34 protein-coding genes are annotated in these 25,244 nt (G+C 69.0%); 4 read left to right on the top strand and 30 right to left on the bottom strand.

All coding sequences use genetic code 11. From position 1 onward, the window contains the following. Nucleotide 1: 1 nt before the first annotated feature. On the top strand, nt 2-943 hold the full coding sequence (locus EL388_RS14270) for a COG2958 family protein (protein ID WP_126463656.1): 942 nt from the start codon (nt 2-4) through the stop codon (nt 941-943). 4 nt (nt 944-947) lie between these two features. On the opposite strand, the gene EL388_RS12135 is transcribed toward EL388_RS14270, so the two are convergent. From EL388_RS12135 to EL388_RS11995, 30 genes are all read right to left on the bottom strand, one after another. Then, nucleotides 948-1,238 carry a hypothetical protein gene (locus tag EL388_RS12135; protein WP_126463655.1) on the bottom strand — a complete coding sequence of 97 codons (291 nt, stop codon included), beginning with the start codon at nt 1,236-1,238 and terminating at the stop codon, nt 948-950. Between the two features lie 81 nt (nt 1,239-1,319). Continuing rightward, nucleotides 1,320-1,796 (bottom strand): lysozyme, encoded by a 477-nt coding sequence (locus EL388_RS12130; protein ID WP_232019131.1) that lies wholly within the window; start codon nt 1,794-1,796, stop codon nt 1,320-1,322. Next, the gene (locus EL388_RS12125; RefSeq protein ID WP_126463654.1) at nt 1,781-2,254 is read right to left on the bottom strand and encodes an HNH endonuclease signature motif containing protein; all 474 of its coding nucleotides are present in this window, start codon (nt 2,252-2,254) and stop codon (nt 1,781-1,783) included. Before EL388_RS12125 ends, EL388_RS12130 begins: the two co-directional genes overlap by 16 nt. Further along, nucleotides 2,254-2,736, bottom strand: a complete 483-nt coding sequence (locus tag EL388_RS12120) for a hypothetical protein (RefSeq protein ID WP_126463653.1) — start codon at nt 2,734-2,736, stop codon at nt 2,254-2,256. Before EL388_RS12120 ends, EL388_RS12125 begins: the two co-directional genes overlap by 1 nt. Beyond that, nucleotides 2,733-3,035: a DUF6127 family protein gene (locus EL388_RS12115; protein ID WP_126463652.1), complete on the bottom strand. Its 303-nt coding sequence runs from the start codon at nt 3,033-3,035 to the stop codon at nt 2,733-2,735. Before EL388_RS12115 ends, EL388_RS12120 begins: the two co-directional genes overlap by 4 nt. Before the next feature lie 80 nt (nt 3,036-3,115). Then, nucleotides 3,116-3,466, bottom strand: coding sequence for a DUF2793 domain-containing protein (locus tag EL388_RS12110; RefSeq protein ID WP_126463651.1), 351 nt, complete (start codon nt 3,464-3,466; stop codon nt 3,116-3,118). A gap of 3 nt (nt 3,467-3,469) precedes the next feature. Then, on the bottom strand, nt 3,470-4,102 hold the full coding sequence (locus EL388_RS12105; RefSeq protein WP_126463650.1) for a glycosyltransferase family protein: 633 nt from the start codon (nt 4,100-4,102) through the stop codon (nt 3,470-3,472). After that, nucleotides 4,102-6,375, bottom strand: a complete 2,274-nt coding sequence (locus EL388_RS12100) for a phage tail protein (protein WP_126463649.1) — start codon at nt 6,373-6,375, stop codon at nt 4,102-4,104. The genes EL388_RS12105 and EL388_RS12100 overlap by 1 nt, the downstream gene beginning before the upstream one ends. Further along, nucleotides 6,375-6,590: a hypothetical protein gene (locus tag EL388_RS12095; protein WP_009518225.1), complete on the bottom strand. Its 216-nt coding sequence runs from the start codon at nt 6,588-6,590 to the stop codon at nt 6,375-6,377. Before EL388_RS12095 ends, EL388_RS12100 begins: the two co-directional genes overlap by 1 nt. After that, a complete protein-coding gene (locus EL388_RS12090; protein WP_009518226.1) occupies nt 6,587-6,814 on the bottom strand; it encodes a hypothetical protein in 228 nt (75 codons plus the stop codon). The genes EL388_RS12095 and EL388_RS12090 overlap by 4 nt, the downstream gene beginning before the upstream one ends. Before the next feature lie 155 nt (nt 6,815-6,969). Continuing rightward, nucleotides 6,970-7,761, bottom strand: a complete 792-nt coding sequence (locus tag EL388_RS12085) for a DUF2163 domain-containing protein (RefSeq protein ID WP_126463648.1) — start codon at nt 7,759-7,761, stop codon at nt 6,970-6,972. A gap of 2 nt (nt 7,762-7,763) precedes the next feature. Next, nucleotides 7,764-9,326, bottom strand: a complete 1,563-nt coding sequence (locus EL388_RS12080; protein WP_126463647.1) for a hypothetical protein — start codon at nt 9,324-9,326, stop codon at nt 7,764-7,766. Next, entirely contained in the window at nt 9,323-10,378 is a 1,056-nt protein-coding gene (locus tag EL388_RS12075; RefSeq protein WP_126463646.1) for a hypothetical protein, read from the bottom strand. Before EL388_RS12075 ends, EL388_RS12080 begins: the two co-directional genes overlap by 4 nt. Nucleotides 10,379-10,381: 3 nt before the next feature. Beyond that, the gene (locus EL388_RS12070; RefSeq protein WP_126463645.1) at nt 10,382-13,078 is read right to left on the bottom strand and encodes a phage tail protein; all 2,697 of its coding nucleotides are present in this window, start codon (nt 13,076-13,078) and stop codon (nt 10,382-10,384) included. Beyond that, on the bottom strand, nt 13,078-13,719 hold the full coding sequence (locus EL388_RS12065; RefSeq protein ID WP_126463644.1) for a DUF6441 family protein: 642 nt from the start codon (nt 13,717-13,719) through the stop codon (nt 13,078-13,080). Before EL388_RS12065 ends, EL388_RS12070 begins: the two co-directional genes overlap by 1 nt. After that, nucleotides 13,716-13,880, bottom strand: a complete 165-nt coding sequence (locus tag EL388_RS13985; protein WP_165919148.1) for a hypothetical protein — start codon at nt 13,878-13,880, stop codon at nt 13,716-13,718. Before EL388_RS13985 ends, EL388_RS12065 begins: the two co-directional genes overlap by 4 nt. Further along, nucleotides 13,880-14,308 (bottom strand): DUF6631 family protein, encoded by a 429-nt coding sequence (locus tag EL388_RS12060; protein ID WP_126463643.1) that lies wholly within the window; start codon nt 14,306-14,308, stop codon nt 13,880-13,882. Before EL388_RS12060 ends, EL388_RS13985 begins: the two co-directional genes overlap by 1 nt. Before the next feature lie 10 nt (nt 14,309-14,318). Beyond that, nucleotides 14,319-15,071: a phage tail tube protein gene (locus EL388_RS12055; RefSeq protein ID WP_126463642.1), complete on the bottom strand. Its 753-nt coding sequence runs from the start codon at nt 15,069-15,071 to the stop codon at nt 14,319-14,321. 2 nt (nt 15,072-15,073) lie between these two features. Further along, nucleotides 15,074-15,298 (bottom strand): DUF7210 family protein, encoded by a 225-nt coding sequence (locus tag EL388_RS14430; protein ID WP_009518235.1) that lies wholly within the window; start codon nt 15,296-15,298, stop codon nt 15,074-15,076. A 7-nt stretch (nt 15,299-15,305) separates the two neighbouring features. After that, nucleotides 15,306-15,731 carry a hypothetical protein gene (locus EL388_RS12045; RefSeq protein ID WP_126463641.1) on the bottom strand — a complete coding sequence of 142 codons (426 nt, stop codon included), beginning with the start codon at nt 15,729-15,731 and terminating at the stop codon, nt 15,306-15,308. After that, entirely contained in the window at nt 15,728-16,012 is a 285-nt protein-coding gene (locus EL388_RS12040; protein ID WP_126463640.1) for a head-tail joining protein, read from the bottom strand. The genes EL388_RS12045 and EL388_RS12040 overlap by 4 nt, the downstream gene beginning before the upstream one ends. Nucleotides 16,013-16,025: 13 nt before the next feature. Next, nucleotides 16,026-17,027: a major capsid protein gene (locus EL388_RS12035; RefSeq protein WP_126463639.1), complete on the bottom strand. Its 1,002-nt coding sequence runs from the start codon at nt 17,025-17,027 to the stop codon at nt 16,026-16,028. A gap of 67 nt (nt 17,028-17,094) precedes the next feature. Beyond that, the gene (locus EL388_RS12030) at nt 17,095-17,472 is read right to left on the bottom strand and encodes a head decoration protein (protein ID WP_126463638.1); all 378 of its coding nucleotides are present in this window, start codon (nt 17,470-17,472) and stop codon (nt 17,095-17,097) included. Nucleotides 17,473-17,475: 3 nt separating this feature from the next. Next, nucleotides 17,476-18,711 carry a S49 family peptidase gene (locus tag EL388_RS12025; RefSeq protein ID WP_126463637.1) on the bottom strand — a complete coding sequence of 412 codons (1,236 nt, stop codon included), beginning with the start codon at nt 18,709-18,711 and terminating at the stop codon, nt 17,476-17,478. 5 nt (nt 18,712-18,716) lie between these two features. Continuing rightward, complete coding sequence (locus EL388_RS12020) at nt 18,717-20,234, bottom strand: phage portal protein (RefSeq protein ID WP_126463636.1); 1,518 nt, start codon at nt 20,232-20,234, stop codon at nt 18,717-18,719. Further along, complete coding sequence (locus EL388_RS12015; protein ID WP_126463635.1) at nt 20,234-20,455, bottom strand: phage head-tail joining protein; 222 nt, start codon at nt 20,453-20,455, stop codon at nt 20,234-20,236. Before EL388_RS12015 ends, EL388_RS12020 begins: the two co-directional genes overlap by 1 nt. Beyond that, the gene (locus EL388_RS12010; protein WP_126463634.1) at nt 20,455-20,847 is read right to left on the bottom strand and encodes a hypothetical protein; all 393 of its coding nucleotides are present in this window, start codon (nt 20,845-20,847) and stop codon (nt 20,455-20,457) included. Before EL388_RS12010 ends, EL388_RS12015 begins: the two co-directional genes overlap by 1 nt. Beyond that, nucleotides 20,847-21,338 carry a hypothetical protein gene (locus EL388_RS12005; RefSeq protein WP_126463633.1) on the bottom strand — a complete coding sequence of 164 codons (492 nt, stop codon included), beginning with the start codon at nt 21,336-21,338 and terminating at the stop codon, nt 20,847-20,849. Before EL388_RS12005 ends, EL388_RS12010 begins: the two co-directional genes overlap by 1 nt. Before the next feature lie 36 nt (nt 21,339-21,374). Beyond that, nucleotides 21,375-23,348 carry a phage terminase large subunit family protein gene (locus EL388_RS12000; protein ID WP_126463632.1) on the bottom strand — a complete coding sequence of 658 codons (1,974 nt, stop codon included), beginning with the start codon at nt 23,346-23,348 and terminating at the stop codon, nt 21,375-21,377. Next, entirely contained in the window at nt 23,348-23,878 is a 531-nt protein-coding gene (locus EL388_RS11995) for a hypothetical protein (protein ID WP_054284875.1), read from the bottom strand. Before EL388_RS11995 ends, EL388_RS12000 begins: the two co-directional genes overlap by 1 nt. Before the next feature lie 120 nt (nt 23,879-23,998). Between EL388_RS11995 and EL388_RS11990 the strand changes: the two genes are divergently transcribed. From EL388_RS11990 to EL388_RS11980, 3 genes are all read left to right on the top strand, one after another. Then, a complete protein-coding gene (locus tag EL388_RS11990) occupies nt 23,999-24,265 on the top strand; it encodes a hypothetical protein (RefSeq protein WP_126463631.1) in 267 nt (88 codons plus the stop codon). Between the two features lie 93 nt (nt 24,266-24,358). Beyond that, a complete protein-coding gene (locus tag EL388_RS11985) occupies nt 24,359-24,604 on the top strand; it encodes a hypothetical protein (RefSeq protein WP_019562355.1) in 246 nt (81 codons plus the stop codon). 34 nt (nt 24,605-24,638) lie between these two features. Further along, nucleotides 24,639-25,226, top strand: a complete 588-nt coding sequence (locus tag EL388_RS11980) for a DUF3489 domain-containing protein (protein WP_126463630.1) — start codon at nt 24,639-24,641, stop codon at nt 25,224-25,226. The last annotated feature ends 18 nt before the right edge of the window (nt 25,227-25,244 follow it).

The raw sequence follows: 25,244 nt of genomic DNA, 5'->3' as shown, positions 1-25,244 counted from the left end.
GATGAAACTGAATTTGATGCAGGTGGTTGTCGACTACCTGAAGGCGCGCCCAGACGAAAAGTTCACCGCCCGACAGATTGCCGAGTGGATTGTTGCCACCTACCCGCAGGAATGCCAAGCCAAGAAGGCGCGGAGCAAGTCGTTGCAGACGGATGCCGATTTGCTGCAGCAGATCGTGGCGGAGATCGGTGCCCATCATCGCGATCTGCAGCGCAAGCACCCGGAGCTGAAGACCACCGAGGGCCGGCCCCGGCGCTATTACTACTCGCAACTGTCCGACAGCGATGAGGTGGCCGTTGCCGAGCGCGAGGAGATGACGCCCGCAGCCGGTTCGAGCCGCCCGAAGCTCGACGAGCGGGCGCTGTATCCGCTGCTGTCGCAGTACCTGTGGGAAGAGTTCGGCGTGTTCTCCAAGCGCATCGACGAAAAGCGCTCGTCGAACAAGCGCGGGCCGAACGGCAACCGCTGGCTTTACCCGGACGTGGTGGGTATGGAGGACTTGGGCAAGGAGTGGCACCGCGAAGTGCGCGACTGCGTGACGCAGTATTCCGACAAGCGCACCAAGCTGTGGTCGTTCGAGGTCAAGCTGCTGATCAACCGTTCGAATGTGCGCGAGTGCTTCTTTCAGGCCGTATCGAACTCGTCGTGGGCCAATTTCGGCTATCTGGTCGCTGCGGAAATCGGCGGCACCGATACGCTGAAAGAACTGCGGATGCTTTTTGCCGCCCACGGCATCGGCTTCATCAAGCTGGACGTGGAAAACCCCGCCGACAGTCAGGTGCTGATTCCAGCCCGCGAGCGTGACGAAATCGATTGGGACATGGTCAATCGGCTGGCCACGGAGAATCGGGATTTTCTGGACTACGTGAAGCTGGTGAAGCAGTTCTACCAAACCGGCGAAGCTCGTCCGGCTGACTGGGACGTTCCGGAACTGGACGATTGACCACCTATTCCAGGTGGCCGATGACGTCGAGACGTTCGTCGCCGCGCTGAAATGCACCGAACCAACCATCGCGCGAGTCTGCGCGGGTGCGGCTCACCAACAGCGTGAATCCCTCGCAGCCTCGTGCCTTGGCGGTGGCGAAGTCGGTGGTGTCGAATTTGGCTTCGCGCGCCAGGGTTGTGGCCACCGACTTCATGGCCGATTCGAACAGATCGAGCAGATGGTCTTGCAGGCGGGCGTCGATGTTGCGCGAGGTCACGTCGTCGATGACGGCGTGCTTGAATCGATTACTCATGGTCAATGCTCCGTGATGGGTACGGATGTCATGAACGCGCTGTTCGGCAGCGAAGCCAAGCTCTTTCCCGTGCATCTGCAATCAAGCGTTGCGAAGCAGCCAAGCGGCCTCTGCCTCCCGCCGCGTGACGAGTCCCGGCAGTACCTTTCCGCCGCCGTAGACCCAGCGGCGTAGCTCCGTTGCGGCGGCAGCCCAGTCTCGCTGGTTGACCCGCCGCCGCAGCGTCGACGTCTGCAGCCGTCCCGCGCCGAGGTTGAAGGTGAAGTCGACGATGGCAGCCAGCCGCCCCTCGGGCCCGGTCGCCAGTACCGGGCAGTAGCGCAACGTCGCAGCAAGCGCGATCCTCAGGTCTTCCGCCAGGTAGCGCTCCGCCTCGGCCTCCGTGATCGGCGGATGCTTCGGATCGCAGAGATGGCCGTAACCAATCGTCCAGTATCCCGCCGGACAGACGTAAGGATGCGCGCGGCCGGGGTCGTGCTTGGGCACGCGATGGAAGCCCTCGAAGCGCTTGGCTAGTTCAATCGCCTGCGGCGGGACGCGGATCACACGTGCTTCCATCTCTCCCTCCGCTTGATGAGGCCAATGGCCGAAGGCGATACGCGGAAACGGCTGGCAAGCTCACGGTAGAGACTGTCATCGGCACGAATCGCCTCGATGTCCTGCCGTGTCAGGCGGGAAGCGCCGTTGCGTTCGCCTGTGTTCCTTGCAGCTCGCCCCTTGGCGACCATGTCGGCAGCGTTGTCTTTCGCCGTGCCGAGAAACAGGTGCCCTGGTCGAACACATCTCCGGTTGTCGCAGCGATGACAGACTTGCAGTCCATCCGGGATTGGCCCATGCGCCAACTCGTAGGCCACCCGATGCGCACGCAGCTGTGCGCCGTCCTTGAGTTTGATGAGCCCGTAGCCTTGTGGATGCCGAGCTCCCGTCCATATCCAACAGCCGGTGTTCGAGTCGAAGGCGAATTTCGCCAAGAAGCGCGAGCGCAGCGGCGTCTCGGGTCTGCCGGTGTGCGCCATCACACCGCCCCTCGGGATTTTTCGAGGGTCCTGTTCAGGAACCAGTAGTTCAGGATGCCAGCAAGCAAGGCCTGGTCCGCTTCCGTCCACGCAGCGATGAGCGCCGGCCCGAATCCCAGCCCCGTCTGCACCGAGCCGACGAAGGTCGAGAGCTTCACCCCGGCATACATCAACACGAAGAGATAGGTGACCACCGGCCTGACCGTTGTGGAAAGCGCATCGGCCCACTTCACGCCTGAGGGACGCCCTTGTGCTGCGACGGCCTCGCGCAAGGCTTCAATCGCGCCGCTGTTCCACGCGGCATCTGCGCTCGCTCCAATTTCAGCCATCCGCTGGGCGCCGCGCAGCTTCTCGAACTCCAGCGCCTTGTCCTGCATCGCGAGTTCATGGCTGCGCTCGCCCTTGCGGTCCAGCCATTTCAGGACCTCGGGCGCCAGACGAAACGCCCCGCCGAGCAGCCCACCGAGCAAGGTCTCGATCATTGGCTGCCTCCCATCAGCTTCAGCTTGATGGCGGCTCCCACCAGCAGCGCGGCCAGAATCCCGGTCGTGATGACCTTGACGGCGGTCTGCCACGCCGTTCGGCGGGCATCGCGCCAGGCTTCGAGCAAGTCGCGCAGCTCGCGGATGTCCTTGGCGGCACTGCCGTTTTCCAGGCCGAGATGGGACAGGACACGCTCGGCCCCACGCTCGGCGGCACGATCCAGCAGTTCGTCGAAGTCCTCGCGGCGCAGAAGCAGCATGTTCTCGACGAGCACGGGCGGTTGTGCGGGTTCGGTCATGGCAGGTCTCCAGAAATGCGAAACCCGCCTGATGCTCGTCGCACCAAGGCGGGTCCAGGGGTGACGGATCGGTGTGAGGGTCAGATGGCGATGCCAGCGCTCCAGCCGGTGGGCTTGAAGACGGCGAGCTTGGCCTCGTCCTCGATGTAGCAAAGCCAGCCGACCTGGGGCACGTGGTACTCCCAGGCACCTCCAATGCGCACCGCGATCTGGTCGGCCTTGCCGGCCCAGGCGCCGGTGGCGCCGGCCGGTACGATGTAGCGATTGCCCTCGGCGGGGCTCGCCGGCGGGGTGGCCAGGTCGCGGTCCTTCACGGACAGGCCGACGATGGCGCCCAGGCGCTTGAGGTTGGCGTCCATGCCGGTGTGCCAGCCGGACTCGCCCAGCGTCCAGCCGTAGGCAAGGCCCAGGTTCGGATCGGTCGATGGCATGGTCTATCTCCAGGGATTCGTGGCTTGGTCGATCGTTTGCCGGATACGCCGCACGACAGTCGGGTCTGCGGTGCGATGGACTTGCCGTGGGTGCTGCCGCCAGCGCCGCCCGACGATGGGCAGGTGCAGCACGCCGCCGCTCTGGGCCACCAGCCGGGTCAACAGCCAGTCGGCCATGGGGTGGATGTCGGTGGTGACGGCGAGCACGGCCTCGACCGCAGCGCGGCGCATCACGATCAGGCCGTGCACATGGCTGGCCGAGTGGGCGTGCTGGAAGGCGCTGTAGGCCAGTCGCCGCACGCCGACGTCTCGGCCTTGCTCGTCCATCAGCGCCTCGTCGGTATAGGCCAGCACCGCCGAGGGACACGCATCGAGCGCATCGGCCAACTGCGTGAAGGCGCTGGCCTCATAGAGATCGTCGGGATCGACGAAGGACAGCAGCGACAAATTCCCTCGCCGGTAGCCAGCTGCGCGCGCCTCACCGATCCGACCCGGAATGCCCGGCAGCACGTGCAGACGGATCGGCGCGCCTTCGAGGCTGGCAAGACATGCTTCGCGCCACGCAGCCGGCTCATCGAGCGTGAGCATGTGCACGTCGATGCGCGGCTGGGGATGCAGGTCGATGGGCGACTCCATCACACCCCGCCCCAGAACTGCCCCCAGCGCAGGCCGTAGCCGGCGCGCTCGGTGGTGCGCGTTTGCGCCTGCCAGCTGCTCAAGCCGTCGCGCTCGGCCTCGATCTCGACGGTGACGGTATCGCCCGCAGGGCCAGCGTCGGTCGCGCTGCTGGCCACGCCCCAGGTCCAGGTGGTGCCGGAGAGGCCGCTTTGGGTGCGCACGAGGGTGCCGTTGCGGTCGCGTAGGCGCACGGTGTAGGTGGTGCCGGGCTCGGGGCCGATGTCGCCCTCGTCCTGCTGGACCAGGTAGGCGGTCTGCTGGGTGCGGTCGCGGTGCGCCCAGGTGAGGGTCAGGTCGCCGGCGGCCACGGCGGGCTCGCGCTGGCCGTTGATCCGGATGCGCCCCGGCGGGTACGGCCGCGCCTGGCGGCCGGTCAGCACCAGCGGCTGGCCGTTGGCGGCGAGCACGGCATCGCCCTGGTCGGTGGAGGTGCGCGGAATGGCCGCGACAAACACAGATTCGCCAGGAGCGCGCTCGGTGGTCTCGGCGGCGAGCCATTCGCCCACGCCGATGAGCCGCGTGCCGGCGGCGTGCGCCTGCGGCGTGGTGTCGAGCACCCCGCGGGCGAGATCGACCGTGCCCGCGTTGGCGTCGAAGGCGAGGATCGCCACGGCTTCCCGGATCTGGCCGGTGGCATCGACCAGGTAGGCGTAGTCGCCCACGGCCAGGCGCTGCGGCTGGCTGACAGCGGTCACCGGCACGCCGATGGCATCGGCTTCGCTCACCGGCAGTGCGGCATCGAGCGTGAGCAGCGGCGCATAGTCCTCCCCAACCACGGGCGCGAGATCGCCGCTGGCGGCCCCGGTCGCCAGTTGCCAGTTCAACTGCCCGGTACCACCGGCGACGGCCAGCGCGCCGACGTAGGTGTCGGTGTCGGTCAGGTAGTCCAGCTCGGCACGGTTCAAGCGCCGGGCCAGTTCCCAGTACGGCACCTCGACGGCCAGCACCAGGGCCGGGGGCAGCGCGTCCAGCGGCGGCTCCTCGACGGGCGGCGGCGGGGGCGAGAGCACGGTGTTGCTCATCCCGAACACATCTTCCACCGCCTCGATGCGCCATTCGGCCGCGCCCAGGGCGCCGGTGTCGATGCCGGTCACGCGCACCACCATGCGCTCGATGCCGAGGCGCGGCCAGTGCAGCAGGAACACATCGCCCGGCAAGGGCGGGCGCTCCAGCGCAGTCGGGGCGATGGTGAGCGTCATGCGCGCCAGCGGCGAGCCCAGCGCGCGCAGGTCGCGCAGCGCGAGCCTGGCGGCCAGCGGCCCGTAATTGACGCCGGGATAGTCGCGGCGCTGGTTGATCACGCCGCCCTGAAGCTGGATCGCGGCCAGGTTCTCGACCGTGACCGTGGCCTCTTTGCCAGTGGCCCAGTCGGTGTAGACCACGGTGATCTCGTTGGGCAGTTCCCCCCACTGCGCGCGCTCGAAGCGCTCCATGCGCACGATCTCATCCGGACCCAGCTGCGGCAGGCTGTCGATCCAGTAGTCGTCGCGCAGCAGTTTCAGCTCGAACGTGCCTTGCTCCGGGTCGATGTAGAGGATGCCGCCGATGTGGTCGAGCACCTGCGCGATGAAGGCCTCGATGGGCTGCTGGCGCGTCCAGATCAAGTTGAGTCCGAAGCCTTCGCTCGACAGGGCCCACGCTGCGTTCCAGAAACTCCCGCCGATGCTGCTCTGCGGATAGCCCATGCCCCAGTGCGGGTCGGTCAGGCACTGCACCAGGATGTGGGCCGGGTTCATGCCGACGCTGATCTCGCGTCCTTCGTCCTCATCCCAGGTGCGAACTTCGGCGTTCCACTCCATCCACGGCGCATTGAACCACCCCGCCGTGAAGCGCCGCACGCGCACGGCCCACGGCTTGATATACGGGTTGTTGGCCGCGAAGAGGATCTTGCGTGCCACCAAGGACAGCACGCCACGAAAGGCCGGAATGGAGGGCCCTAGGCGGCTCATCAGGTAGTCGTTGCGGCCTTGTCCGGCATGGCCAGACAACACATCGATGGTGCCGACCACACCGCCTTCGCGCTCGTCGCCGCCAAACAGCGTGGGCTTGTCGATCCAGAGACTGGCGAGCCCGTGGCCGCTTGCCAGCGGCGCGCGGTCGGCATCACCCCACGCGGTACGGTCGCCCATCTGGATTTCCTGCACCGCATCCACCGGCCCCTGGCACAGCACCAGGTGCAGGCCCATGCGGTAGCGGTAGCCGACGGTTTGCTTCTTGCTGCGGCCACCCATCAGCTTTGCTCCCGTTGGCTGGGTCGATGGCTGGCGTGCTCGACCACGCGAAGCGCCATCGCATCACCCGTGGCCAGCAGCACCTCCGCAGTGATGCCATCGCGGAGGAAGGCGCGAAAGTCCAGTCCATGCCGCGCAAACCACGCGCGCGTGCCGTGCACGCACAGACCCGCGGCGCGCACATCATCGATGGTGACGATCACCTCGCCGCTCATTTCTTGCCGCCTTTCTTCTTGATCGGCTCGGCCTCCAGATCGCCGTACCACACGACGTTGGCGCCCCGGATGAGCACCGTGCCGAACACGACCGGGATGGGTCGGCCTTCCTCGGCGGTGGGGGCATCGACGTCGGACAGCGACGCAGGTTTGGGTTCGGGCGGTTTCGGCGCGAGGGCGGCCGAGACCACGGCTGCCACCACGATGACGACGAGGTACCACATGGCGCGGTCTCCAGGGATTCAGAACACGCCCGTCGAGAACGGGTTTTTGCTCGGGATGGCGGGGAATCCGCCGTAGTTGTGGCTTCGGCCGCCGCTGCGCGGCTTCACGTCGGCTGCGCCGACATGAGCCTTCGCCGAAACGCTGCGTTTTGGGATCAGAAGATCGGCGTGCCGCTGAATGGGTTTTTCGTTGGAATGAACGGGAAGCCACCGAAGTTTTCGAGGTTGCCGAAGCGCGACTCGCACGTGGCCGTGCTGTGATCGCAGCCGACCGTCAGCAGAACCTCGGTACCGGCTTCAATGGCGACCGGATAGAGCAACTCGACGCCGCCACCGTAGTCATTGACGATCATGTGGCGCGCACCTTCCGGTGTTTGCAGCCAGCCGCCGGCCAGGCCGCCACTGACGCTGCCGGGCACACCGCCATCGAGATCGACGCTGCGGCCCGTGCTGTTGCTCACGATGGCGCTGGCCGTGATCGGTGAGGCACCGCAGGCCGCCGAATACAGCACATGAGAACACGTGCGGCTGTAGAGCCGCCGCAAGCCGATGCGCTTGAGGCTCACCTGCGCGGACTCGCAGCGCACGCGTGCCCCATCGTCGGCGACTTCGACGCCCAGCACCCGCCCCATCCAGCGCGTGCCCGACACCCACCAGTAGTCGCCCCAGGTGCCACGCCGGGCGATGCGCAGGGTGATCGAGGTGGCCTCCCCGGTCAGCGAAGCCGCCAGCAGATGGCGCACCAGATCGCAGGTCGGTGGCAGCTTGAGTTCCAGTGCGGATTTGGCGGCCTCGGCGCCCAGCGCCAGCGCGTTGCGCTCGATGGGCGTGCTCACGTACACCGTACCGTCGAGATCGACGTCGAACTCGTGCGGCGTCAGGTGGAACTGCGCGCTGGTGCTGGCGAAGGCGTAGAGCTCGAGTTCGGAAAGTGTCGTTTCGCTCATGGTCAGTAACCGACATAGAGGACGCGGTCATTGCCGCGTGGCTCCGGCAGTTGACGCGCGGTGATGGCAATCTCGACCAGCGTGGGGGTGTGCCAGTGCAACTCGACGGCGTCGTGGTCGAGGCGGCAGCGTGCAAGCCGCACCACGCGGCTGCCGGCAGGCGCCGGCGCGTCCAGCCCCGAGCGCAGCACCAGCACGCCGCCCTGATCGCGGTGGCAGGTCGCGGTCAGCGCGTGCTGCCGGCTGCCGTCCGGGTACAGGATCAGCACGCCCGCCGGGCGGTGCCAGAAGGCCGAGATCTCCTCGCCCGTCACCCGCAGGAAACCGTCCTCCGGATCGGCCTCTGCCGTCACCCGCAGCACCGGCGCCAGCCCATCGGGCAGCCAGAAGGACGCAAGGCGGCCTTGCGTGCGCCACAGCCGCGCCCGCCAGCGTTCGATCTCCTCTGCGCCGGCCGCCAGATAGCGCCGCTGGAAGGTCGTCGCCGGCCACGGGTCGTCGCGGCGCACCCACGGATCGGCGGGGGAGAGGTCCTGGCGCGTGATCGTCGCCTGCGCGGTGGCGGCCGGATCCTCGCGCCAGTTCCCGTCGGGCCAGACCGGCAGGCCGTCGAGCCAGGGGTCGCCCAGGAAATCCGGGTCGGGCGGCGGCGCGGGCTGAAGCTGGGCGTGGACGCTGCCGCCCGCCATGCCCGGTACCCACTGGGTGAGATCCGCCGGCTCGAGGGCCTTGCCCCACACCAGGGGCATGACGGTGCTGCCCACGGCTGCGGCGCGCGCCAAGGGCTGCGTGAGCCACAGCAGATCGCTTTCCACATCGCTGAGTTGGGCGATCTGCCAGCCGTCAAGAGCGATGATCAGGATCCAGCGCTCGTCGCCGTCCCAGCCTCGCACGCCGTAGAAGCGCAGGCGCAGATCAGCCGCCAGCGGCCCGAAGCGGGCGGCGTCCGTGGCGGTGACGGGCAGCGCCTCCGCTCCGCGCGCACAGGCGGCGGTCAACGGCACCGCGTACTGCGGCAGCGGCCACAGCGCCTTTTGACCGAGATGGTCGGCCAGCCAGTCGGCCACCAGGGCATCGGCCTGCCGGGCGTGGCCAACCTGGTAGGTGAGCAGCCGCCGAGGCACGCGGCGGAGAGCGTGGCGCGATTCGTTGCCACTGGCCAGCCGCGTGACGGCCGTCTGCCATTCCAAGCGTTCGACCAAAGGCTCGGCCCAGTCGTGGCGGAAGGCAAACACGCCGCGCGGGGCGTCCGGCCAAGGCTGGTCGCCAAAGACCTCCATGCCGGTGGCAACAAGGGCGCTCGATGCCGTATCCCGGCGCAACACTTCGATCCACAACGCCGGCGCCTCGATGGGCGGCCAGGAGCCGGCCAAGGATTCCGCCAGCAGGCGGGCCGCAAGACCAGGCGGAAGCGGGGATGAAGCCGTCTCTGGCGAGAGTGTGGTGACGCCCGCGCCGAAACTCGCGCGGGAAATGACCTCGCCCTGCAAGGCGGCCAGCCCGCTGCCAGGCACTGGCGCGCTGCCCAGCTCCGAGATCTGCTCGGCGACGAGGCGCTCGGTCATGCCGACTCCACGCCGAACTCGGCGGCATTGAAGGCGGCTTCCGTCCACTGCACGTTGCCGTTCGGGTTGCGCTCGATGAGCGCCGTGTGCCAGGCCAGTTGCTCTTGCAGGACGATGTCGGTGCTGACGGCGCTTTGCGCACCACTGACCACCAGCCCCTTGACCTTGCCTGAGCCCGCGTCGGTCTTGCGCGCCAGCATCGTCACCTGCACACCGTGGATCGCCGGGCTGCTCATGGCCGGCAGCGGCGCGACATCGAAGCTCTGGCGCAGGCCGGCCGTGGCCGCACGGATGCCGGTTGCCTCGTCGCCGTCGCTCACCGCCTGCCAGGCCGATGCCGCGCCTTCGACCGTCCACTGGTTGAGTGCCCCGTCGGCCTGGGGTTGGAGCGCATCGACCCGCACATCGCCCAGGAAGGTGGTGTTGAGCGTGCCGGAGGTGTCGGCCAGATAGAGGTCGTCCACATCGACCGTGACCGGGCATGGCTCACCCGGCACGGCGCCGACGAACGCAGTGAGCAACGGCCCTCCGCCTTGCAGCGTGTTCTGCGCGGTGAGCTGGATGGCGAGGATGCCGTTGACGCGCACGTCGAGCGTTCCGCTGCCGGTTCCCTGCACGACTTTCAGCTCGACGTAATGCCAGCCGCGCGCTGGGGCGGTCACCAGCGAGGTCGAGAGCAGCGTGTCATAGCCGGACTGCCGGCGGTAGAGCTTGAGTCGCCCGTCCTCGCCGATCTTGACCAAGTGCGTTATCTGTGCCGACGCATCGCGTACACCCAGCAGCACCGGCTCGAAGCCGGTGTTCTCGAAAGGCGCCACGCGGATGGCCGCGCCGACGATCAGGCTGGTCTTGGTCGCATCGAGGTTCTTCACATACCCGCCGCCGCTGCCTGCCGGCAGACGCAAGGCGTAGGACGAGGGCCGCCGGCCGGGGATGCGCGTGGCCTGCGGCGAGAGATACGCCGCCTTGCCGCGCGCCAGCCACGGATCGCCGAAGGCGTCCAGTGTCTGCGGGTCGTAGTGGTCGAAGCCGTCGATGAAGAGCAAGGCCATGGCTTATCCCTGGAGGGCAGCGCGCACCGCGCGCGCGTTGCGCCCGATGATGTTGAGGATCACCCGCTCGCCGGCGGGCGTTTGCAGGTGGTCGTGGGTGACGCCCGGATCGATGGCGTTGACGATGCGCACCGACTGGCTTACCTGCGGCTGCGCGGGCGGCACGTTCACCTGCGGTACCAGGCCGCCGGCGGCGAAGGCCAGGCGCTGCCCGTCCCAGGTCGGCGGGGTGCGCAGGCCGTTGATCGCATCCAGGAACGCCACGCCCACGCGCTGCACGGCCGCCGTGCGCACCACGTACTCGCCGGCGGACAGCCGCGCCGGGATGGAATCTGAGGTCGAAGTGCCGGGGCCGGTGACGTAGCCGCCGGCGGCGAACTTCTTGATGTTGCCCAAGAGCGCCATGACGGCGGCCACCATCGCCACCATCGCGGCGATGGCTAGCCCCGGGCCGACCACCGGAATCGCCGCCTGCGAGGCCGCCGCCCCGGATCCGGCTTCGGCGGCGTTGGCGCTGACCTTGGCGGCGGCTTCCGCCTGCTTGGTGGCCACCGACTGCGCGGCCGCGGCGTTCTCGGCAGCCTGCTCCTGCTGGAGCAAGCCCAGCTTGATGGCGAGCATGCGCGCCTGCATCGCCACCCACTGCTGGAAGGGCTTGAGCACCATCTCTTGCAAGAAGGCGTCCGCGATGCTGCGGAAGATGTTGGAGAGCGCCTCGCGCAGGGATTGCGCGCCGCTGACGATCCCCTGCACGGCCTGCCCGAACGCCTCGCCGATGCGGTTCCACACCGGGGCGAGTTCATCGGTGACCAGCCGCGTGCGCGTAAGCTCGTTGCGCCATGCCGCCACGCGCAGCACGGCTTCCGGCCCGATGGCCTGCGCGGCCTGCTCCATCGCGGGCAGCAGGCGCGCCATCTCGGCGGCGGAGTCGCGCTGCAAGGCCACGATCTGCTGCCGCGCCTGGGCTTCGGTGAGCAGCCCGGCCTGCTGCTGGATCTGGATGCCCTCCTGCGCGTTGCGCAGCCGCTCGGTGACCTGCCGCCACTGCGCTTCGAGCGCCTCGAGGTTGGCCTGCGCGGCCTTGACGTCGATCAGCCGGTCGATGAGCGAAACGCCGTCGGCATCGCTCTCGGCCAGCAGGCGCGCGCGCAGATCGCGGTAGCCGCGCTCGATCGCGGCGCGCCGGTCCTGCGCCGTGTCGGTGCCGGTGAGCCTGGCCAGTTCCTCGCGCGCGGCGGCCAGCGCATCGGCCAGCTCGCGCTCGGCCTTGGCCGCGGCGCGGGCGTTGCTCTGCTCGACGTCGGCGCGCTTGTTGTTGAGCGCGATCAGCTCGGCCTCGAGCCTGGCGACCTCGGCCTTGCCGCGCAGGCGCTCCTCCTCGCTCTTGCCGCCGGATGCCAGCTGCCGGCTGCGTGCCAGCGCCTGCTGCGTGCGGGCGATCTCGGCGTCGATCTCCTGCTGCTCCAGCGCGGTCTTGCGTGCGTAGTAGTCGCGCAGGGAAACGAGCCGGTCTTCGAGCGCGGCGTCGAGCGCGGTTTGTTGGCGGCGCAAGCCGTCTTTGAGCAGGGTGAACTCGGCGTCGAGCCGGGCCTGCATCCACGCAGCCCGGGCGCTCGCCGTGTCGCGGGTCTTGCCCGGAGCCGTGAGCCGTTGCAGCAACGCCGGGTCGGCCTGCACCTTGGGCGCCTGCACCTCGATGGGCTTGGGGTCGAACAGGCTGTCCCGGAACTCGGCCAGCTCATCGAGTCGTTTGATCAGGCTGCCTTTGAGGTCGCCGATGATGGCCTTGGCCCCGGCGGTGTTGCCGCGCAGGGCCTCGACCGCCGCGGCCATGCCGGCGCCGATCGCCTCACCCAGGGCGACGAAGGCCTTGCCGACGGTGGCCGCCCCGAGCGCCAGGGTCTTGAGCACCAGCACGATGCCGTCCAGGATCGCGCGCAAGGTCCCGCCCTGCTTGGCCGACTCGACCATGCCGCCCGCCATCTCGTTCATCGCCGGCAGGAAGGCCTCGATCACCCGGTTGGCGATGCTGGTGGTGGCGAGCTTGACCTTGGCCAAGGCGTCGTTGAACGCCTCGGCCTGCGCGGCGGTGTCGCCGCCGATCTGCACGCCCAGCGCTTGCATCTCGCCGGTCAATGCCGCGATGCCTTCGCGCCCCTGGTTCAGGAAGGGGATGAGTTCGGAGCCGCTCTTGCCGAACAACTGCACCGCCAGCGCCGACTTCTGCGCGCCGTCGGGCATGGCCTGGAAACGATCGGCCAGATCGAGCAGCACCGCGTCGGTCGCGCGAAGCCGGCCGTCCTGGTCCTGGAACGCCACGCCGAGTGCCGCAAAGCGCCGGGCGGACTCCTCCGAGCCCGTGGCCGCCTCGAGCATCGCGGTGGCGAGCTTCTTGAGCCCGGTCTCGAAGGTCTGCGCCGAGACACCGGACAGTTCCGCCGCCGGCACCAGGGTGGAGAGCGACTCCACCGTGATGCCCACGCGCTGCGAGAGCTTGTTGAGCGCATCGGCCGACTCCAGCGCCGACTTGACCATGGCCCCGAGGCCCGCGGCCGACAGGGCCACTCCGAGCCCGGCGAGTACGCCGTTGACGCTGCGGGCGGCATCAGCCAAGCCGCCCAGGCCCCGCTTGACCGCGTCGAAGGCACCGCGCGTCTCGTCGACGGCGCGGATGAGGATTTGGGCGCGGTTGCTTGCCATCAGACTTTGTCCAGTTCTTGTTGAATCGCCCGCGCCAGTGCCGGCAACGCCCGTTGCACCCCGGCGGCGAGGTCCAAGCGGCGCTTCAGATCCACCCGCCGCACCAGCACGGCGATCGGGATCTCCTGGCCGCGCTGCAGGCGCTTGACGCCGCTGCGCTCGCGCTCGGCGCGCTTGAAGCGGCCAAGCTGCGCGGCGTTCTCCCGGATGTTCTCGGCCATCAGCAGCACGCGCCCGTTCTTCTCGACGAAGAAGGCGTTGCCCGAGCGCATCAGGCCGTCGATGACCTGACGGAAGCGCTTGGGGCCGATCCGTCCCGGCAGCAGCGGGATCAGCAGATTGCCGCTCACGGTGCCGCCCTGGGTGTGGATGCCCAGCCAGGGGATGCGGCTGCCCACCCACAGCGCGGGCAGCCGCTCGGGCTTCTTGTCGAACACCTTGGCTTGCAGCGAGGCGACGAAGCTCGCGCGCCGCACCTCGAAGGCGCTGCGCATCTGGGCGCGGGCGGCCTCGCGCACCTCGCGGCCGCCTACCGCCATCCCCTTGGCCACCGCCGCGTGGATCGCCCGCCGGCGTTCCGCGCTCCAGGCCGAGAGCCGACTCGGATCGAGCAGTCCGGAGGTGGCCAGCGTCAGTTTCATGGCCGCACGTCCTCCCACAACTCGCGCTGCAGCCGCTCGATGGCCGAGCGGTCGCCCTGGGCCGCCACCGCGTGCAAGGCCAGCCGCAAGGCGTGCTGCCGGCGCTCCTGTCGCTCGTGGGCGGCCAGCAAGCCGCGCACTTGCGTGAGCGTGTAGCCCATCACCTCGGCGTGGCGGTGGCCGGCGGCGACGAGCCGGGCGACGGCATCGTCCCAGCCGAGAGGATCGGCGCCAGCCGCTGCGCCGCGCCCTGGATCGCCGGCGCCACCCGCCGCACGAAAAAATCCGCGTTCACCTCGAACACTGCTGCCGCGAGCGTCACGGCCTCCTCCAGCGACAGATCGTTCACCCACGCCCGCTCGCGCCGGGTGGTGATGGCCAGCAGCTCCAGCACGGCCTCGCCATGTCGGGCCAAGAGGTCGAACCAATCCGGCTCGGCCGAGAGATCGGCGGCGAGGGGCCGCACCGCGGCCAGCAGTCGCGGCAACTCGCCCAGCCGGATCGGCGTCAGTTCCAGCGCGGTGCCGGCCACCGTGACCACCCTGGGCACGGGCGGGAAGGTCTGGAAGTCGGCCTTTTCATCGGTCATCGCCCTCTCCTTACAACAGCACCAGGCGGCCGAACTGGCCGAGATCGCCGCCGACCGGCTTGGTGAGGTCCGCCAGCACCTGGCCGGAGAGTTCGAACTTGAGCAGCTCGTCGGTGATGATGGACAGCTCCTTGGCCGGGTTGATGGCCACGCGGTACAGATCGATCACCACCTCGCGGTTGCCATCGGCGGTGTTGAGGCCCTCGAAGCGGATCCAGCGCTCGGGCAAGGCTTGCGTGAACATGGCCGTGTGGCTGGCCGCACCAAACGCATAGTCCACCGTGAAGGGCTCGGTGTACGGGCCGCCGGTGGTGGCATCCAGGATCACCAGCGACCCGTGCTTGGCGTTGACGCTGTACTGGCTGGCCGGCAGCGTCTTGGGCGGGCTGTCCGAGTCCTGCACCTGCACCGCCGAGACGTTTTGCATCGTGAGCGGATAGAGGTGCCCCGGCGTGACCGGGTTGGGCAAGGCTTCGCCGGTGACCGTGCCTGGCGTGACTTGAGTGCTGTGCCCGTAGAGCGCCAGCGCCAGGTTGGTCGGGATGAGTTCTTCCAGCGTGCAGGCGAACTCGCCCTTCTTGGTCTTGATGAGCTGCAGGTCGGTCAGGCGCTGGCCGGACTGCGCCTCCTGGTGCTCGATGGTGTCCACCGACAGCGACACCTTCAGTTCCGGCACGTTGCCGACGAAGGTGAGGCCGGCCGGATTGCCGGCCGAGTCGCGCGCGCCGATGTAGACGCGTCCCTGTCCAGAGAAGTAGGCCATGGTCAGTCTCCCGTGGGGGTGTGCGTGGATGGGGTCCCGACGGCGGAACCGTCACGGCGCGAGGGTTTGAGGGATGGGGTCGAGGACTCCGGCGTGACGAGCCGGGCCACGCCCTGGGCGATCAGCCAGCGGGCGCTGGCCTCGTGGATGTCGAGGCGCTCACCCACAGCGAGGCGCTTGCCTGCGTGGGTATGGGGTTTCAGTAGCTCGATGGAGAGATTTGGCATAAGGGGTTCATCCTGTTTGGGTGAGGTCGAGGGCGTGGGTGCGGTAGCGGATCTCGTAGCGCGCCGGCAGCATCACCGTGCCGGCATCGAGGTCGTCGGCGTCCCAGTCGGCGTCGAGCTCGCGCACCGCGAGCGCCAGGCCGCCCAGGTTCGGGTCCGCGAGCACGGCGGCGTGGGCGGCGACGATCAGCCGGTCGGCCGCGTCGAAGGCGTCCGCGCCGCGCGCGAGCGCGACCAGGCGCACGGTGAGCGCCCGGTCCACCAGCCGGTTGGCGTGCGCGGTGAGGGCGTCGCCCTCGACGAAGACGAGCAAGGCAGGGCCGGCCTCGCGGGGCAGCGGTGTCGCCGGCTGGCGCAGCACGGGTGCCGGGGCCAGGGCCGCCGTGAGCCGATCGACGAGGGTGCGCAGCAGGCGCTCGCGCACCGAGTTCATGGCAGCCTCGCGAGCCTCGCCCGGCACTCGCGGCCGTCGCCGAGCGCCCTCACCTCGCGCACGCGGTAGGACTCGCCGGCGATGGTGACCACGTCGCCCAGTGCGAGATGGATGCGCGAGGCCGCGTATTCGAGCTCGAAGTCGCGCGCCAGCGCCAGGCCGTCGAGCACCGTCTCGTCCGGCGCACGGAACGCACAGTGCACGGTGGTGGTGCCCACCACGACGGGCGTCAAGAGCCCCGCGCGCTCGGCGGCGTCGTACAGATCCTCCACACGGACCATCGGACAGGCACCCTCAGACGGTCAGCTTCACCAGCACGCCGGGCCGGTGGCACATCGGCAGCGGGTTGCTCTGGGTGTGCAGATCGGTGCCGCGATCGAACTTGCGCGGCTCCTGCTTGGCGTAGAGCGGCTGGCCGAGGGTGCCCACCGTCTCGTTGAAGTCGGCCGGCGCGAAGTAGGTGGCGAAGGTGTCCACCGTGCCCAGCGGGAAGGCGTGGGCCTCGCCCGCGGCGATGAAGCGGCGCACCGTGCCATCCGGGCTGCTGGCCTGACCGCGGTACTCCTCGAAGGTGATGCCGGCGAAGACGAAGCCGGCGCGCACGTCGTTGATCAGGATCGCCCCCTGCTGCCAGTTCGTGTAGGCCTCCTTGACCGCCTTGTGGCCGGTGAGCGCCCGGAAGAACTCAGGCGAGCACAGGACGTGCACGCCGGTCATGAACTCGCCCTTCAGGTTCTCCTCGATGTGGGCCAGCACCTCATAGCAGTGGCCTTTGACGTCGCTGTTGGCATTGGCCAGGTCGAAGGCGATGACCGCCTGGCTCAGGTCGAACTCGTCGAACAGGTCGTAGATCGTGCTGCCGTCGGCGTCCAGGATCTGGCCCTTGAGCGCGCCCATGCGCAGGTGTTCGAGGGTGATCGCGTGCTTGTTGCGCATGGTCTCCAGGTGCCGCGCCAGCACGCCGGCCACGGCCTCCATTTCCGTCTCCGAGCCGAAGGCCCGGATGCCCTGGACCTCCTCGGGCAGCACCACGTCGTCGTGCGGGATGTGCGGGACGACGAAGGAACGCAGCCGGCGCTGGCCGCGTTCGCCCACCGTGCCGGGCGAGCCGGGCGGCCGGGTGGGCAGCAGGTTCAGGCGCCCGGCGTACTCCTCGATGACGACCTGGCGCGTGCGCACGGGCTTGGCCGGAAACAGGTTCAAGGCTTCCAGCCGCCCGTAGCGGTTGGGGATCAGGTTGATGGCCGCCGTGAGGCTGGCCATCGAGAAGCCGGGGGCATCGAAGGGGTTGAGCATGGAGGTCTCCAGATATGACAAACCCGCCAGGCGGCGGGTCGCTCGAAGGGTCGGGATCGGGTGTCGGTCAGGCGCTGTCGCGCACCAGGATGCCGCGCGCTTCCAGCTGGGCGATGGCGGCGGCCTTCTGCGCGGCCGTGATGCCTGCGGGCCAGACGAGCGCGCCTCGCGCGACGATGGCGTGGCGGGCGATCAGGATCGCGTCCTCACGGTCGATCAGCGTCGCATCGACCGCATTGCCCAGGACGCCTGCGGCCACTTCCGTGCCGTCGGCGGCGCTCGGGTCGAGGGCCTTGAGCTTGCCGGTGGCCGCCATGCGGCCGACCACGGCGCCCAGCGGCAGGTACTGCCCGGCGGCCACGGTCGAGCGCTCGCGCGAATACAGGTTTGGCGCCTCGTACTTCAGAAGGTCGCCGAGGGTGGGGGCTTGGGTGAGCGTGGGCATGGCTTACTCCCGGGTCACGAGTTTTTTGACGGCGGCGACCACCGGCGAGGCGGCCGGATCGGCGCCGGGGGCGCCCCAGTCCTGGGGGCCATGGGTCGAGCGCACGGCGGACTCCTTGCTGCGCTCAGCGCGCGCCTCGAGCAGGGCGCGGCGCACCTCGGCGTCGGTGCGGCCGGCGGCGATAAACTCAGCGGCCCTGTCGGGGACGCCGGCGATCAGGCACATCTCGACAATGGCCTGCGCGGATTGAGTCGCCTCACGGCGCGCTTCGGCCACCAGGGCGGCGGCCGCATCCGCGCCCAGGGGTTCGGGCGCAGCATCAGAGGGGGAATCGGTCATGGTGGAGGTTCCTCGCGGTAAGGTCGCCTTCCCGGTCGGGGCGTGGCGCGGCGGGGAAGACGGACGCCGCGCGGCAGCAAGATGTCGGTCGAACTCGGTGAGCACCGCGGGCAGCGCGGCCACGCCGTCGGCCAGATGTGCTTCGACGGCCTGCGGGCCGAAGAAGAGCGCGGCCTCGGTCGCGCGCACCACGTCCTCGTCGAGGCCGCGCATCGCCGCCACGTGCGCGACGAAGAGCGCGTGGAGCCGGTCCACCTCGGCCTGCAGCGCCGCGCGTGCGGCATCGGCCAGCGGCGCGTGCGGCGAGTAGTCGTTCTTGCGCGCGCCCGCGGTGATCGCGGTGTAGCGCAGGCCCTCTTGGGTGTCCTTGACCGACTGATCGACATGCAGCGCGATCACCCCGATCGAGCCCACGCCGCCGGTCTCGGTGACGAAGAGCCGCTGCGCGGCGCAGCCGATGGCGTAGGCCGCGGAGAAGGCGGCGTCGTTGGCCACGGCCCAGATGGGCTTCACGGCCGCCGCCTCGCGCACGCGGCGGGCAAGCTCGAAGCAGCCGCCGGTCTCGCCACCGGGCGAGTCGATGTCGAGCACGATGCCGGCCACCTGCGGATCTCCAAGTGCCGCCTCCAAGCGCGCACCGATCTCGGCGTAGCTCATCAGCCCCGAGGCGGCTTCCAGCCCCAGCGTGCGCTTGACCAGCGTGCCGTGGATCGGGATCACGGCGATCGAACGTTCCGGAAATGCCGCAGGGTTGGAAGCCTTCGGCAGTGGCGGCGCGAGTTCGACGTCCGGCGCGGCGAGATTCAGGCGGTCGGAGAGCACGGCCAGGATCAGGTCGAGCTTGGCGCGCTGCACGAGCAGGGGCGTGCTGAACAGGCGGGCGGCGAGGTGAGGCAGCATCGGTGTCAATCCTGAAAGTCGGTGTCGGGCGCAGGTGTCGGCACCGGCCTCGATGCTTGGTCGTGCCGCGGATCCGAGTCGAAGACCAGCCCGAGGTCGTCCGCTCGTGCGTTGTCCGCAGCGATCTCGCGGTCGATGTCCTCGGCGTCGTAGCCGTAGGCCGAGATCGCCTCCGAGCGGCTCATCAGCCCGGCGCGGATCGCGAGCTTCAAGGCGTTGAACTCCTTGAGCGGATCGACCCACTGCCAGCCCTGCGGGATCCACTTGGCAGCGAGGAACTCTCGGCGCCGGCGCGCAAAGCCCGGCAGCGACAGGGCACCTTCCAGCACCGCCTGCTCCATCCAGGCCCGCCACACCGGGCGACAGAGCTGATGCACGATCACCCCGTGCTGGATCGCTTCGCAGCGGCGGCGGAACTCCAAGAGCCCCGCACGGATGCTGGAGTAGTTCACCTGGGTGAGATCGCCGGTGAGCATCTCGTAGGTGATGCCCATGGCGGCGGCTACCGCCCGGAACTGCTGGCGCATGAACTCGCCGTAGCTCGAACCGACGTCCGCCGGCTGACTGAACTTGATGTCCTCGCCCGGCTCCAGGATCTGCAAGGTGCCGGGTTCCAGCCCGGCGAGTGCCACCCCCTGTGCATCGGGCAGCCCCTCGCCCATCAGGCTGTCCTCGGGGGCGAGCCGTGTGATGAAGCCGGCGAACATCGCCGCGGTCTTCTTGCGCACGAGCTCGGCGTCGTCGTACTGGTCGAGTTCGTTGAGCTTGACCAAGGCGCGGGCGAGCCAGGGCTCGCCGCGGATCTGTCCCGGTCGCAAGGGCCGAAACAGGTGGATCACCTCGTCTGCGGGCACGCGCACGGTGTCCAGCCCTCCTGCGGCAGCCCCCGTGCCTGACATCGGCGCAAGACTCCCGTCGCCCGGGTGCGAGCGGGTCAAGTGGTAGGCCACGCGCCGCCCGAGCCGGTCGAACTCGATGCCGGCGCGGATGACGTTCCCCGAGGGCAGATCGCGGTGGAGAGTCACCGGCAGGTGTTCTGGCTCGAGCACTTGCAGCTGCAGCCCCACGGGCAGACCATCCTCGGGGCGGCGCCAGCGCAGGCGCACCAGCGCCTCGCCGCCTTCGAGCATCGCGCGGCAGGCCAGCGCCTGCAGGCCGTAGAAGTCGGTCAAGCCCGCCGCGTCGGCCTCCTCCACCCAGTCCCACCACAGCGCGTGGATGGCCTCGCGCACGGCCGCATCCGTCACCATGCTCTGCGGCTTGATGCCGGTGCCGATGGCGTTGGCCACGAAGGCCTCGATGCCGGCGGCCGCCCAGGTGTTGCGCCGCGCGAGATCGCGGCTCTTGGCGCGCAGTTCGTGTTGCGTGTAGGCCAGCGCCGCGACCGCCCCGGGATTGCCGACCTGCCAGGCTAGGGCCCGGCGGCCGCCGCCCACGCCGTCGTAGGTGGGACTCGTGCCCAGCAGCCGGCGCTTGAGGGTGCTGAGCCAGCTTGCTGGCGTTTGTGAGGTGCGCCAGCCCATCACGTCCCCTTGGTCGTGTGAAGGCGGATCTGCCGCGGCGCGCCGGGCCATAGCCCCGTGGCCACGGCCTGCTCGAACAGATCGCGTTTCACCTGGCGAATCGCGGCCTGGAGCTCCTCGACGCTGCGGTACTCGACGGTCTTGTCGCCGAAGGTCACGCGCTTCTCGCCCTTGGCGAGTGCGGCTTCCAGCACATCGAGGTCGGCTTGGGTGTAGGCCATCAGCGGTAGACCACGAGGTTGATTTCGGTGGAGTCGGCAAAGGACCCGCCAGCGGTCGCGCACGCGATATCGACATGCTGGGCGGTCTTCTGGTCGGAGGTGGCGCGCACGACGGCGATGCGCTGCGTGCCGCTGTTGGTACTGCTGCGGGCCAGCGCCGTCCAGCAGTAATTCACGTCCGGCATCGGTGTGGCAAAGCTCACGCGGTAGCGGCCGGCTGCGGTGCGGGTGACGCTGGACACGTTGTGCGCGGCGCGCACGACGATCTGGTTGCCGACATGGCCGAAGCACACCCAGGCGCGGGCCAGCCCCGGATGGCTGGCATCGATCTTGGTCTGGACCTCGATGCCGATGCGGCTGGCCAAGGCGGCGATGCGCGAAGCCAGGCTCATCAGAGCAGCGCTCCTTCGAAGATCGCGACGAAGTCGGTCTCGGTGTCACCCACGTCGGCAGAGGCCACCGCGCCGATGTTGCTGCGTGCCTGCGCAGCTTCGGCCGCGGTGAGCGTCTGCGCCGCATCGAAGCGCACCCGGTTGTTCACCGCCGCCAGCAAGGCATCGAGGCCACTGGTGCCGTTTTGCAGCAGCTGCTGGATCTCCAGCAGGGTGTCATAGGCGGCATCCGCCCCGCCCAGAATCTCGGCTTTGAGCGCATCGAGCAGCGTGACGATCTTGCTCGACGAGTAGGTGCTGGTGGTGGCGACCTGGCTGTCGTCGATCGCGCCCGATGCCAGCACCGCGGCCTTGAGCTCGTTGATCGCCGCCACCAGGCTGGACTTGTCGGTGGTGGTGAGGTTGGCGAGATTGCCGGCCTTGGCGCGGACGTCGTTGAACTCCTGCGCGACGCGGATGACCAGGCTTTCGATGCGAGTGGCCAGACTCATGGGTTCTCCTTCGGGGTTCGGGACGGCCAGCGGGGATCAGCGCAGCCAGGGGCTGCGGATCACACGCCGGCCGGTGTTTCGGGTTGCAGAAACAGGAAGGCCACCGCGTGGGGTGGCCTCGTTGATGGATTCGGTGGTTGTTTCAAGGGCTGGCAGACTGTCCAGCCCCAGTTGCCGCTCCAGTTCGCGCCAGTGGCGTTCCTCGAAGCGGTCGAGCCCCGAGGCCGCAGCGGCGGCGCGGGCGTACACGTAGCAGTCCAGCGCTTCGTTGCGCTCGCGCACCTTCTGCCACTCCCGCACCGGAAAGCCATTCCTGTCGCGGCGGGTGATCAGTTGCTCGGCGCAGAGCTGCTGGATGAACTCGGCGTCGATCTTGGGCAGGTGGACGAAACCGGCCGGGTAGGTCACCGTCACGCCGTCGTCGGCCACCTCCGCGCTCTGGCGCAGGTGGTTGTAGAACTCTAACTTGGCGAGCCCCACCGCGACCGCATACACCTTGATGCCCCGGCGCAGCTTCTTGCCCGCCTGCGAGACATCGACCGCCGTCGGTGTGCCGATCAGGGCTGCGCCCCCCATCGAACCCGTCCGCACGCCCTTGACCGCCATCACCCGCGCGTCGCGGTAGGCGCGCACGAAGGCATAGGCCTCCTGGGTCGCAAAGCCGGTGTCCAGCGCCAAGCGGGCCAGCGGCATGGCCGCGCCCGAGGCATGGGTCCAGGTCTCGGCGAGCATCCCGCCCAGCGCCTTCCACACCGCATCCCGTGCGGTGTCGCCCATCAGCACCCGGTGCTCGATGAGCCAGGCCTCCTTGCCGCGCCCGAAGGCCCAGACCGAGACCTCGATGCGGTCCTTCTGCACGTCGGCGCCGGCGGTGAGCAGCAGGCCGCCTGCGGGAATGGTGCCGATGGCATAGTCCTCGCGGCGCTCCAGCAGGCGTTGCCAGTCGGGCGCTTCGCCCTCCTCGACCCAGGTCTCGCCGAGCTCGGTGTTCTTGAAAGTCTTGATGGCAGCGGCCGATCCCGACTCTTTACTGACGGCAGCTTCCCACGCAGCGGCGATCTCGCACCAGGCGCGCCAGCCCAGCGGGCTGTACAGCGACGACAGATGAAACCCCGCCGTCTTGCCCGAGCCTTCCGCCGTCGCGCGCCACTCGCCGTGCTCCAGCATCCAGGTCTTGTGGTGCTCGGCGATCGCCGTCTCGCATGATTCGCACACATACGCCGCCGTCTCGGGCCGGCCCTTCTCCCAACGCAGTTGCTCGAAGCGCAGCCACTGCCGGTGCGAGCAATGCGGACACGGCACGAAGTAGCGACGCTGGTCGCTGGCCTCGTATTCGCGCTCGATGGCCGAGGCACCCGCGATCGTCGGCGTCGAGACGATGAAGATCTTGCGCCGCGCGAACGTGCGTGTACGGGCTTCGGCCAGCGAGATCGCATCGCCTTCACCCTCGACGTCCAACGGATAGCCGTCGACCTCGTCGAGGAACAGATACCGCACCGGCATCGAGCGCAGCCCGACGGCGCTGTTCGCGCCGGTCATCACCAGCACGCCACCCCGGAACTCCTTGGCCAGGATGGTGTTGCCCGAGTCGCGGCTTCTCGCCGGGGCGATGAGTTCGCAGAGCACCGGCGACTCCTCGATCAGCGGGTCGATCCGCTGCTTGGAGTTGCGCTTGGCCATCTCCACGGTGGGCCACACCGCCATCATCGGCCCGGGGGCGTGGTGGATCACGTAGCCGATCCAGTTCGAGCCGGTCTCGGTCGCGCCCACCTGCGCGCCCTTCATGAACACCACGCGCTCGATGGGCGAGGTCGGCGACAGGCAGTCCATGATCGCCTTCAGATACGGCGTGCGCGCGGTGCGCCAGCGCCCCGGCTCGCTCGAGGCCTTGCTCGACAGCACCCGGTGACGGTCGGCCCATTCGGAGACGGTGAGCAGCGGGTCCGGCGTGAGGCCCTCGCGCCAAGCGCGCTCGATGACGTCCCAGCCCTCATAGGCGAACTCGTCCATCAATCGACCCGAACCTTGAGTTCCCCGAGCTCGGCGAGGTGCTCGCGCACGGCGGCATCCAGGGCCACGTGCAGGGTGTGAGCCTCCACGCCGAGCCGGGCCGCCATCTGCGCCGAGATCCGCGCCGGCCAGTTGAGCCAAGCGTCGCGCTCGGTGCGGGCGAGCTTGAACACATGCGCGATGGCCTGGTGGCGATCGACCAGTTCGCCCTTGAGGCGGGCCAGCCGCACCTTGTTGGTCTGCGCCTTGACCACCTCGTTGACCGTGCGCGCCTGCACGAGCGTGGTGCCGCCCGCGGGCAGCCCGGCGGCGAGGTTCGGGGCCGGATCCTCCGCCACCCGCACCTTCACGGTCCGGGAGCCCGTTCCCGCCTTCGGCGGCTCGGAGTTCCGGGTCCAGTCGCGGTCGGCCCGGTCTGGGTCGATGGTGCCGTCCGCCTCGGGCGTGATGCGTCCGGTGCGGATGGCCTTGTGTACGGCGGTGTCCGATACCCCACGGTGGCGGGCGTAGGCGCGAATCGAGATGCCCATGGCCCTCTTCGATCCATTCATCGTCAGTTCTTGGCCAACACCCGCAGAAAACGCTTGGCTTCACGGGCGAACAGCGCGTTCATCACGTCACCCCGAACCACCCGATCGAAAGGACGCCCGATGAACCCCCACACCCCCGACCTTCTCGCCACCAAGCTCGCCGAGGCAGCGTTGACGGTGCTGGTGCGCACTTGCCGCAAGGAGGTGGCCGCCGCCAGCCGCGACGAGCTCGAAGCCGCCTGCGCCGCGATGCGCGCCAAGGCCCGGCCGGTCATCGACCGCTTGTTTGACGACGCAAGGGCTGCGCCCTGGGTCGGCGAGATGGCCTTCCACGCCGCCGCGCTCGAACTGGCGCAGGCCGGCATCTCGGTGTTGCGCAAGGTCTGACGAGCAATGCGAAGCCAAGCAAGAACGCTTGGCTTCTCACGCGAACAGCGCGTTCATCACCTCACCCAATCACCACGCACCAAGGAGCAGACCATGACCCTGCGCATCCGCCAACCCCAGGTCACCGACACCAACGGAAACGCCCTCGGCACCCGCCTGATCCGAATCGAGTTCGACGAGCAAGGCCCAGCGACCGTGATGCACGACGGCCAGCGTTACGACTTCACCGGCAAGACCGGCACCCACCTCAAAACCGGCTTGGCGGTGCGCGAGATGGCCACCGCGCGCGATGCGCGCCTGTGGATCAGCCTCGATGGCGAGCACCTGTGGGAAGACTGACTCGCGCCGATCCATCCCTATCCAGGAGCAGACCATGAGCACCATCACCCTGACCCCCGCCCAGCACGCGATCCTGGCCCATGCGCTCGAGCACAGCGACGGCCGAATCGACTGGTTCCCCGAGCACATCCAAGGCGGTGCCCGCCGCAAGGTGCTCGACGGCCTGGCCAACCGCGCCCTGATCGCCCGCCAGGGCGAGGTCTGGGTCGTTGCCGACGCAGGCTACGAGGCCTTGGGCGTGCCGCGCCCGGGTGTCCGCACCGCCCCGCGCCAGTCCTTCGTTGCGAAACTCGATGCGGTGATCGCCCGGGCCGAGCAGGCGCAGACGGCGCGCGACGAGGCCGACCTGGAGGCGGCGGTGAACGCCGCCGAAGCCACCTGGGCGCAGGATGCGCATCGCAGCGCCGAGCCCCGCCGCCCCCGCGCCGACAGCAAGCAGGCGCAGGTGATCGCGATGCTGCAGCGTCCCGAAGGCGCCACCCTCCGCCAGATCATGGACAGCACCGGCTGGCAGGCGCACACGGTGCGCGGCACCTTGGCCGGGGCGCTGAAGAAGAAACTGGGCCTGACGATCGTCTCCGAGAGATCCCCGGGCGGCGAGCGCGTCTACCGGCTTGCCTGAGTCGCGATGGGGCAGCAC

Origin of the sequence: Sulfuritortus calidifontis, assembly GCF_003967275.1 — a bacterium.
GTDB classification, from domain to species: domain Bacteria; phylum Pseudomonadota; class Gammaproteobacteria; order Burkholderiales; family Thiobacillaceae; genus Sulfuritortus; species Sulfuritortus calidifontis.
Note: the sequence above shows the minus strand (reverse complement) of the source record. Positions and strands in the feature narration are given on the sequence as shown.